Annotated in this window: 7 protein-coding genes and 1 pseudogene; all 8 read right to left on the bottom strand. The window is 61.4% G+C overall.

Features of this window, described 5'->3' with window-relative positions:
• Positions 1–291: 291 nt before the first annotated feature.
• The 8 genes and pseudogenes from GSQ93_RS32370 to GSQ93_RS32335 all read right to left on the bottom strand — a co-directional run bounded on the left by GSQ93_RS32370 (position 292) and on the right by GSQ93_RS32335 (position 10,508).
• Entirely contained in the window at positions 292–1,458 is a 1,167-nt protein-coding gene (locus GSQ93_RS32370; RefSeq protein ID WP_158940013.1) for a glycosyltransferase family 4 protein, read from the bottom strand.
• A 250-nt stretch (positions 1,459–1,708) separates the two neighbouring features.
• Positions 1,709–2,830, bottom strand: a pseudogene (locus tag GSQ93_RS32365) (glycosyltransferase family 4 protein); the annotation flags it as partial.
• Positions 2,827–4,365: a glucose-6-phosphate isomerase gene (locus tag GSQ93_RS32360; RefSeq protein WP_254074178.1), complete on the bottom strand. Its 1,539-nt coding sequence runs from the start codon at positions 4,363–4,365 to the stop codon at positions 2,827–2,829. The gene GSQ93_RS32360 and the pseudogene GSQ93_RS32365, both read right to left, overlap by 4 nt.
• Positions 4,366–4,368: 3 nt before the next feature.
• Positions 4,369–5,523 carry a glycosyltransferase family 4 protein gene (locus tag GSQ93_RS32355; protein WP_158940020.1) on the bottom strand — a complete coding sequence of 385 codons (1,155 nt, stop codon included), beginning with the start codon at positions 5,521–5,523 and terminating at the stop codon, positions 4,369–4,371.
• A 56-nt stretch (positions 5,524–5,579) separates the two neighbouring features.
• Entirely contained in the window at positions 5,580–6,596 is a 1,017-nt protein-coding gene (locus GSQ93_RS32350; RefSeq protein ID WP_158940011.1) for a glycosyltransferase family 2 protein, read from the bottom strand.
• Between the two features lie 18 nt (positions 6,597–6,614).
• A complete protein-coding gene (locus tag GSQ93_RS32345) occupies positions 6,615–8,837 on the bottom strand; it encodes a polysaccharide biosynthesis tyrosine autokinase (RefSeq protein WP_158940010.1) in 2,223 nt (740 codons plus the stop codon).
• Between the two features lie 46 nt (positions 8,838–8,883).
• Entirely contained in the window at positions 8,884–10,059 is a 1,176-nt protein-coding gene (locus GSQ93_RS32340; protein ID WP_158940009.1) for a polysaccharide biosynthesis/export family protein, read from the bottom strand.
• Positions 10,053–10,508, bottom strand: a complete 456-nt coding sequence (locus GSQ93_RS32335) for a low molecular weight protein-tyrosine-phosphatase (RefSeq protein ID WP_158940008.1) — start codon at positions 10,506–10,508, stop codon at positions 10,053–10,055. The genes GSQ93_RS32340 and GSQ93_RS32335 overlap by 7 nt, the downstream gene beginning before the upstream one ends.
• Positions 10,509–10,517: the final 9 nt, after the last annotated feature.

Here is a 10,517-nt window from a genome sequence, read left to right as displayed (position 1 = left end):
TTAAATCCCGAAAGAACCGAGGAATCAGGTACTCGATACACAGAAGCTGCGTAGCGGTGCACGCGACAACTACCTTGACACACACCGCTTTGGACAAAGAAATGACGTGCCGCCACGCACAGTGGCTAACAGTGATGAAGAGAATATCCGAGTCACGCAGGCCGCTAAGGCCGAAAGCAGCAACCCGGCAATGAACCCGCCCGCTAACGCTAAAAACCTGGCGACCCGGCATCAACCCCGACCACCAGGCCCAACCCCAAACCCCAACCCAACCCCAAGTGCGAACGAAAATCAATGCACTACACCCGCATCAATCGCCTCGCTATAAACCGCAGCCACCCGCTTGGCGATCACCGGCGTATCGAAATTTTCGCGTGCATAGATCCGGCACTCCTGCTCCGTCGGCAATTTCAGCGAACCACTCAACGCGCCAATCAAGCCATCGGCAATAGCATCCACCCCCGTCGACGACAAAACAAGATTCGCCGATAAACCCGCCACCGCCTCCGGCAAACCGCCCACCGGCGTCACCAGCACCGGCGTCCCCGAGGCAAGCGACTCCACCGTAATCAAGCCAAATCCCTCCAGCGCGACCGTCGGCACAATGCTCACATCGGCTGCACGATACAGCGCCGCCAAATGCCGGTCAGGCACGAATCCAAGCAGCCGCACATTGTCGTCAAGACCCGCTTCCGTAATGCGCGCCTGCAACTCCTCCGCAAGACGCCCCTTCCCCGCGATCAACAGCAACACATCCGGTTGCTTGGCCTTCACACGCTTCATCGCTTCGATCAAATCCTCCAGCCCCATCCGCCTGACCAGCCGCCGCACCGCAAGCACAATCGGCCGGTCTTGCGGCAACTGAAGCCTGCGACGAGCATCGGGACGGCTCAGCGGTACATTGAACTGCGAGACATCGACACACCCCGGCACCACTCGAATCCGTTCAGCAGGAATGGCATAACGTGACTGCAATATCTCCCCAAACGCCTCGGACAAAACGATCAGCCGCGACGAACGCGCATACACCCGCTGCTCCAGCATCCGCTTGGTCCGCTGACCAATTGAATCGGCACCCTCAACATGACTCTCGTCCGCCCACGGTCCCTGGAAATGCGAGACCTGCGGAATGCCGCGCGTGACATCGAGACCCGGGAAGGTATAAAGCGCGAAGTGCGACGAGACCACATCAGGCCGTTCACGGCTCAACGACGCCCGCAACGCCCGGCGTGCCGCCATCAAGCGACGCGGCAACGACTGCGCCGCCGGACCGAAGCCGTGAATGGCCCCTTCTGTGTCCGCCGCCACGCGTGGCGACCCCGCGACCACCCCACGCACCGTGACACCCGCACCCGGCAATGCACCGACCAACGTGTGATACATCCGGTCCAAACCGCCCGCACGCTCGGGGAACCAGTGCATTCCAATTTGCAGCGACTTGATGGCTTGCGTGCTCATGTCCACGACCCTGATCGAAATTGTTGATGGATAACGACAACCGTCAAATTGCTCATACCGGCGATGCGTGCGATTCGTGCGATGCGTGTGATTCATTCGACATACCCGGCAGCATGGGATGGACCACAACCGCCGTTGTGCCTGCCGTTGTGCCCACCATCCCGCTCTTCATCAGCGCCACCGCTTTAGGCGCCCCGCCGTCTGCCTGCACTTCACCCGACGCGGCCGCGCCGGCCTGATTAGCAAAATCACGGTACAGATCCAGATACCGCCGCGCCATACGCGCCCAGCCAAATTGGTCCGCCAGCAACCGCGCTGCGTGACCCATGTCACGGCGCAGCTCGGGTGCATCAGCAAGCTTGGTGATCGCGCCCGCGAGCGCGGTGGCGTCATCGGGATCGTCGAGCACAATGCCGCAATCCGTGCCGATAATCTCCGCCCCACCCGCCGTCTTCGCCGTAATGATCGGCAGCCCCGCCGCGAGCGCTTCCAGCAACGAGAGGCTCATCGCTTCGTAACGCGATGGGAAGACGAACGCATCGACGGAATGCATCAGCGTGGGCATGTTCTTCACCAGCCCCAGGAAATGCACGCGATCCGCAATGCCCAGCGCCTTGGCTTCATCGGGATAAGGACTGCCCGGGAGATAACCCGCCACCACCAGTTGCACGTGGGCGGGAAGCTGCACCAGCGCCTTCAGCACCGTGTCCAGATTCTTGCGCGGCGTGCGCAGGTCGCCAACAAACAGCAACAGGCAGGCATCGTCTCGTAGTCCGAATGATTTTCTGTCAGCACCGTTCACTCGGGCCGCACTGAACGCGCTCGTATCCACGCCGTTATAGACCACTTCGATCCGCTCGCCGGCCACACCGTTCGCGCGAATCTCGATAGCGACTTTCTCGGACACAGCGGCAATGATCTTCGAACGCTGATACGCCCAGTGTTCAAGCCGCGCATTCACGCGGCTATACACCACCTGATAAGCGGACCACAAACCACCGGTGAGCTTGAACGGATAGTACGGACTGCGCAGCCAACCGCCATGCACGAAATGCGCGGTATTTACGTCGGCTTTGGCCCACGATATAAAACCGTTGACATGAAGGACGTCATATTCCTTCTTGTGCGTCTTGAGCCACAACCCCGTTTTCAACGCGAAGATCTGCTGCTTGAACAGCTTGGTCGGCCAGAAACGCCCGACATTGATCGCGACCCATCGCAAGCGCGCCTCGGAAGCAAGCTCCGGTGCAACGTGCGATGCCAGCAGCGTGACCTGATGGCCTTCCGCCAATGCAGCGCGCGCGATTTCGTAGTTCACGCGGCCTTGCCCATCGTTGTGACGCACGACATGAGTGACGATGGCGATTCTCATCGGAGTGCCTTTTCAGGGAGGGAGTGTGCGGAGTGTGCAAAGAGCGCTTGCTCCCGGCGGCGGCCGAGCCGCTGGTGATGGCGCGCGGCGAGGACCGAGCAGAGACCCATGTAAAGGATCATTCCGCCAATCGACGTGAACGTGTTCGTGAACACCAGCATGCCGACGATCGCAAACGCAACGCTCAGGGAAGCCTGCGCGTATTTGTCGTCGCGCAGCGAGAACGAAGCACGGAACGCACGGGCGAGCAGCAAGCCCAGCCCGGCAAGGTACATCAGCGAACCGGGCCAGCCAAGCACGAACGGCACGTTCATCACGCCGCTATCGAAGCTGCCATATTTACCGAGATCGCCGTTGGAGGTAGAGAGCTTCGTCGATGAACCTGTGGCGCCGAAACCTTCGCCGGAGACGTCGGAAAAGGCGGTTTTCGCGAACGACGCGTAGAACTCGTTGCGCGCGGCATAGCTGTTGTCATCGCTGAGATTGGTGATGGACTGCAAGCGCGTCGCCATCTTGTCGGCGATCGGCCCGAAGGTGAGCAGCGGTACCGAAAGTCCCGCCAGCACCACCGCGCCCACCAGGATCCGCACGCGCACCTTGTTGCTCGCCTTGATGATTTGCAACACCATCGCGATGACCCAGCCGCCCCACGTCGAGCGGACCATGCACAGGCCAAACGAGATGAACCCGAGACCGCCCGCGACCCAGCGCACGCTTTGCGTGCCGGCCATGGTGAAGGTGAGCGCGGCCATCATGGCGAGCGCGAACGGGCCCGATGAATTCATGGTGCTGAACACCCGCACGCCGAGCCGGACCGGGTCGCCTTGCGAAGCCATCTGCGAGCCGATCATCCACATGGCGTCCCAGGCCGGCATGAGGAAGAACTGCACAAGACCGTAGCCGCCCATGAACAGCATGCCCCAGATAAACGTGTCGAGGATCGCCTGGCGATACTTCGGATAGTCGCGGGCATGGACCATGATGTGAAAACCGATCAGCACCGGATACAGCCACGCCGCGAGATCATAGGTGGCCGCCATCGGGCCGTTGGACATCACACCGATCAGGTACGCGTAGGCCAAGCCCATGAAGATCAGGAGGAACGGCAGGCCACGCCGCTCAGCCAGCACACGATAATGCCGGACCACGGTCAACGCGCAGATCATGGTCACGACTACCGGCGCGACCTGGATCACGCTGGTGGCCGTGAAGCCGCCCTTCGCGAAGTCCGCAAGCCGGCGCACTTCGGGACTGAGGAACCACTGCCACCAGACAAAGCCGATATACCGCGCGGGACTTTTGAAATACAGCCATAAGCCAACCGCTGTCGCCATGGCCGGGAACCCATACGTCAGCGCCGTTCCCTGGTGCGCAAGGATAAGCAGCAGCGTGAACGTCCAGAACCCGCTTTGCGGCACCCAATGCTTGGGGTCATCGCGGAACAGGCCGAGAAAACCGGCGCGCAGGGGCCGGCCGCCGTTCTCGATCAGATCGGCCAGATACTTGGGCGTACGCGCAGCGGCCGGTGTGCTCATGGATCAGTTCACCCGGCGTTGAGGCGCGACATGCAGCGCGGTTTCCGAGGGACGCGTGGGTACGTCCGTGGGGATGTCCATATGCCGCGCCCTCATGAACTCCTGCGTAAGACGGACATGCTGCAGCGCGAACTGCCGAGTCGTGTAATCGCGTGCAGCGAAGTGGCGGCTTGCCGCTTGCGCGCGTTCCAGCGCGAGTGCGGGATTGGCGACTATCGTGTCGAGCACGTGCTGCAACGCGGGCACGTCGTGCGGCGGCACATAAAACACATGCTCGGGGCCGAAGTAATCGCGTAACGAACCGACATCGGAGACGATCACCGGCTTGCCGAGCGCCACCGCTTCGAGCACGACGGTTATGCCCGACACATGTGAGTTCGGCCGCAGCGGCACCACGATCACGTCAGCCCAGTCATACAGTTCACGCGCCGCTTTCATGCCGATTGCCGGCGCGATCTTCACGTTGCTTGCATGCAGCGTTTTCGATACCCGTCGACGCGTCGCGATCCGTACTTCACGCTCCGGGTTCTGCCGGAACGCCTGAGCAAGCGACTCCCAGTCGCGATCGCGATCGTTGCCAATCGCGCCGATTCGGACCGGCGTGTGCGGTTGCCAGGCGGTCGGCTCCTGCAACGGGAAGTCGATCGGATTGATACCGTAGAACACCTGCTCTACATCGCGCTTGAAATAATCGCGCGCCATTTGCGCGTTCTCGCTTGCGTGTGTAGTCAGGACATCGGCACGGGAGAGCAGCTTTTTATAGGCCCACTTCCTGAGCGCACCGAAGCCGGCCCACTTGTCGACCAGCCACACGCTTTGCGCGAGCAACATCGGATTGCCACGCGCGCGGCCTTTCAAAAGCAGCAGCAACGCTGCCGATAAATGCTCGGCCTCCGTATGCGTCCACACCACATCGGCGTTGAGAATCTCTTCACGATTGCGCCACGTATGAATGAAGTCGAAGCCCAGCGCCTCCTTTAATCCACGCCGTGCGAGCCGCACGAATTTGTTCTCGGGTTTGTCGCGCGAATACGTCAGCGTCAGTTCAGGAGACTCCGCATGGTGATAACCGTACAGGCAGCCGATGTTCTCCCCTTTGCGATAAAACCGGGGGTCTGCGCCGTAAAACAAATGCACGTGAACCTTGGTCGCCTGCATACGGGAAACCTCCACATCGATGTGATCCTGCGAGTTCCGGACCCGCGACAGGCGGCTCATGCGGCTGTCGCGCCGTCGGTACGGTTGCGCATGGCGAGCGCATAGGCCGCAGGTTCATGTTGCGCGTCGCGGCGCGCGTCTTGAGCGCCCTTGCGCATCGCCCGATAACGCGTCCAGCAGGCTGTATCGCGGGTGTGCGAAAGCGCGAGCAACGCATGCGCTAAGCCGGGCATTGCACGGGTGCCAATGGCGGCATACCAGTACCACGCCACATGCCGCGCCACCGGACCCAGATGCTCGCGCAGTACCAGATGCACGTTGTATGCGGTGTCGGCGAGTGCGCCAAGGGTCTGCGCATCGCGGCCGTTGTCGTCGAAACGTTCGGCGGGAAAATGATCGACCGCCACGCGCGGATCGTAGACCATCTTCCAGCCCGTGCGCCGCACGCTCAAGCTGAACGACAAGTCGTTGCCGTGCTGCGCACCCTTGCCACGCAGACGCGTATCGAAGCGCAATCCGCCCACCGCCGAGCGTCGATAAATCATGTTCGCGCCCTTCAGCATCGAGACCGTACGCGGCTCGCCCACACCCAGATGATGGTTGCCGCAGACCTTGCCGGTGCGGCGGATCACGCCGACTTCCGTGCGCTCACCATCGAGCAGCGCGCCGCGTTCGAACACCCAGTCACGACCGCCGAGCGCACCCAGTGATTGATCGTTGCTGAAGGCCTCGTCAATACGCAACAGCCAGTCGACGCGCGGCGCGGCGTCGTCATCAGTGATCGCGATGATGTCGCCACGCGCCGCATCAAGCCCGCGGTTCAGCGCGGCGACCTGCCCGCCCAGACCCGTCTCGATCACGCGCAGCAGGAACGGATTGTTCGCGGCTAGCTCTGTTTCGAGAGCGCGATGCGTCGCATCGTCTTCGGGACGCGCGACGACCAGCACTTCATCGGCCGGACGTGCCTGCGCACGCAACGCGTCGAGGCAACGCTTCAGGTCGGCGGGACGACGATACGTCGGCACCATCACGGAGATGGTCAGGGTCGAAGCCGGGGTCGAGGTCGATGTCATGCAGCGCTCCGCTCGCGTTCAAACATTCAAGTAGTCTTCAACCGCTGCATAGTGTCCGCGGTTATAACCACGCGAACGTACCGGCATGCCGTTCATGATCGCGCCATGCAGCGGAATGCCCGCTGAGCGCAAGCGCCGGATGGCATCGGAGATTTCCATTTCGTTGTGCGCGCCCGAGCGCATCACGAAGAAGTTCGTTCCCGCAAGCTTGCCGATAATCGATGCATCCGTGACAGCAAGCACCGGCGGGGTATCGATGAAAACCACGTCGTACACGCGCCCCAGGCCATCGAGATATTGCTGCAAGCGCGGTGACATCAGCAGCTCCGAAGGATTGTCCGGACGCTTGCCTGAAGGCATGAAACTCAGGAACGGCGTGCGCGTGGTCCGGATGGCCTGCTCGAGTCCGATCGTGCCGGCAAGCAATTCAGCCAGGCCATTCGCTCGCTCCAGACCAAAGGAACGTTCCAGCTTGCCGCGCCGCATGTCGGCGTCGATCAGCAGGACTTTCTTGCCCGACGCCGCGAGCAGCACGGCGAGGTTCACCGCCAGGAAGCTCTTGCCGACACCCGACGCCGGGCCTGTCAGCATCACCGTATGATTGCGCGCTTCCATCAGCGTGAATTGCAGCGACGTACGCAGGCTGCGCATGATTTCCACGCAGACATCGTTCGGACGCATGGTCGCAAGAATGGGCAAGACACGGTCGCGATCTCGCTCCGTACGCTTCGCTTCTGCGTCGAGCTTCACCTGCTCGGTGCTCATGGGAATGAGACCAATCAGCGGCAAACCTGCCAGGCGCTCGACCTTGTCCGGGTCCACGATGCCCGCAAACATGGCGCGGCGCAGGAACACCAGGCCAGTTCCAAGGATCAGGCCAAGAATCACGGCCGCCGACATGATCAGGAATTTCTTCGGCTTGATCGGCGCACCCGGGCGCAGCGCGGCATCGACAATATGCACGTTGCCGCCTGTGCCGGCCTTCTGCACCGACAGCTCCTGCACGCGATTCAGCAACAGCACGTAGATGTCTTCGGCCACCTTCGCATCGCGTTGCAGCGACACCGCTTTGACTTCCGATGCTGGGAGATTCTTGAAGCGCTCGCTGAAGCGCGCACGTTCAGCTTCGAGTTGGCCAAGCTGCTGCTGCGCGACGATAAGCGCCGGATGGCTGCTTTCGAAGCGCTGGTCCAACGTGGCAATCTGCAGCTTCAATGCAGAAATCTGCGCTTCGTAAGTGATGCTGCCTTCGAGATAAACCTTGGCTTCGTCGCTTGCGTTGATCGACCCGGACTTGCTTTGATATTCCGTCAGCGCGGCTTCGGCGTGCTCGAGATCACCCTTCAGCCGCGGTTGCTCGCTCTTCAGGAACGCGAGCATTTTTTCCGCATCGGCTTGCTTGCTTTCAATGTGCTGGAGCAGATACGAATCGGCCAGCGCATTCGCAATTTCAGCCGCGCGTGCCGGGTCGCCGTTATCGAGCGAGATCTGGATCACGCCCGTCGACTTGCCCTGCTCGACAACCGTAATGCCCGACTGAAAGGCGGCGATGGCATCGAGGTCATTGGCTCGCAACACCACGAATCGTGTACCCGGACGCGCCACCAGTTTCGTGACATCGATGGATACGCCATTACCCTTCGCCATTTCACCCACACGGCCTTCGAGCAGCGGCATACCTTCCGGCGTTGCCAGCGAATAGCGATCGTTACCAAGCGCGGTCATGGTCAACTTCACGCCTTCCAGCGGCTGGACCACTTCAATTGAATCGACCGTGGCTTGTTCACCGCCCCACGCATAAGACGTCATGCCGAGCCAGGGCTTCGCCGGTTTGCCGGGCGTCGCGATCCGTGCAGCAATGCTGCCAAGCACCGGTATGGTCATCGGGCTCACCGAGAAGTTGAGCTTCTGCTGCGTGACGACTGGCGCCACCACACCACGGCTCTTGATGATCTCGATCTCGGCGTCGGTTGGCAGCGCGCCCGACGAATTGCCGATCGCGGCGCCCGTCTGCGTCTGCGTGAGCGCTTGCGACGTGTTGTCGGACTGCTCCACGCGAACGTGCGCGTCGGCGGAATAGACGGGCTTCGCGACGTAGCAGTACGCGGCCGCGGCGAGAATGATGAACGCCGCGGTGCCGATCAGCCACCAGATGTCGTCGAGGACCACCTGCAGCAACTGCCCAAGGACGACGTCCTCTTCTTCGGTCTTGCCCTGATAGGAATTCGCTGGCGTGCTCACGATTCAACCCCGGTTGGTTGGAGGCATTCGACGTTATAGATAGCGCTCATCGCGTCAATTCCTTCAGGTAGAAGAGTGTCTGCAAGCTCGGCAGGACCTGGTTGACCAGACGGTTGAACTGGACGGCTCCAGACGTGCCCACATACACCACGTCGAGCGGGTGAAGCTGGAATTGCGAGGACAGGAGCAACGAATCCGGTTGCGTCAGATCCAGCCGATAGATGTCAGGCGTTGACGGCTTGTCGCGCGCACCGCGCACCACGTAGATTTGCCGTGCGTTCGCGTCCGTGTCCAGAATGCCGCCTGCTTGCGTCAGCGCATCGGCGATCGTCAGGCGGCCTTTCATCATCGAAACAGGCAGCGGTGTCTTGACTTCGCCCATTACGAACACGCGGCTATCGGTACGATCCGGCACGTTCACGATGTCGCCCGACTGCAGCATCACGTTCTGCGAAATCTCGCCGCGATCAAGTACGCCGTCGGCATCAAGCACGTAGAGTTTGCCGTTGCGCGTGAGCCGCACGCGTTGCAGGTCGGCGTCGGCGTTCGTGCCGCCCGAACGCGTGAGTGCATCGACCAGGGTAAGCGGCACATCGCTCATCGCGAGCGGTCCGGGCGACTTCACCTCGCCGGTCACAGAAACCTTCTGGCTGCGATAAGCAAGCACGCGAACGTCGACTTGCGGTTTCTTCAGGTACGGCGACAAACCCGCTGCGAGCTGATCGCGAATCTCGCCAGCCGTTTTGCCCGCAACGTGCATCTTGCCGACGAACGGAAAGTAGATCGTGCCGTCAGGAGAGACTGTCTGCCCGAACGGATCGGCCTGTCCGGGCAACGCAGTGGTGTACGGCTGCGCGAGCGCGCCAGCGACCGTTTGCGTGGTGTTGCCACCCGCCGACATGGTCTGCCCCTGCTGCGTGGTGAGCTCCGGGTGATCCCAGATCGTGATGCCGATCACGTCTTGCGGAGCCAGGCGATACACGTATTGCGCCGGATCGGCAAAACGCGCGGGCGGCAGGACCGCTGCCGGACCCGGCCGGTTCTGCTGCATGATCACGTCCGCCGTGATCAGGTGCACGGGATAGGTCGCGGTCGGCGTGGGGTCCGAATCGTTCAGGCGCGACGTGTTCAGGTTGTAACCTGGCAAGGCGCCACACGCCGACAAAAAGGTCGTCAGCGAAAAAACCACGGAGACAGATAAGACTAGAGACCGGTTCACCATATTTTATTCAGCCATCCCTGGACCAGACGTTCAATTAGCCCGAAGCTCTCGCGATAGGCAACTTCGTGACCGCCGTGCGGATCGGCCACTTCAGAGTCTTCCCACTTGCCAAGCAGATGCACCTTGCCGCGGGTGTGCGGCGCCATCTGTTCAATTGCGGCAATCTGCTGCCTTTCGGGCACGAGGATCAACTCGGCTGCGCGTGCCATGGACTCGTCGAGCCGGCGCGCGGCGTGTCCCGATGGATCAAGATCGCGCTCCACCAGCAAGCGGTGCATCGTTGGATCGATGTTGCGGCCATCCACTGCAAAGAGGCCGGCAGAGCGGAATTCGATCGGACGTCTTTCGTGCTTGCCCGCTAGCTTGCCGGCATGCGCGCGGAACAGCATTTCCGCGACAGGGCTTCGGCAGACATTCGCATGACAGACAATCAAGACGCTTCGAAACATAGGTTGTAT

Source organism: Burkholderia sp. S171 (assembly GCF_009766085.1).
In the GTDB taxonomy this organism is placed as follows: Bacteria; Pseudomonadota; Gammaproteobacteria; order Burkholderiales; family Burkholderiaceae; genus Caballeronia.
The sequence above is the reverse complement of the archived record's forward strand: the minus strand, read 5'-3'. Positions and strand labels throughout refer to the sequence as shown.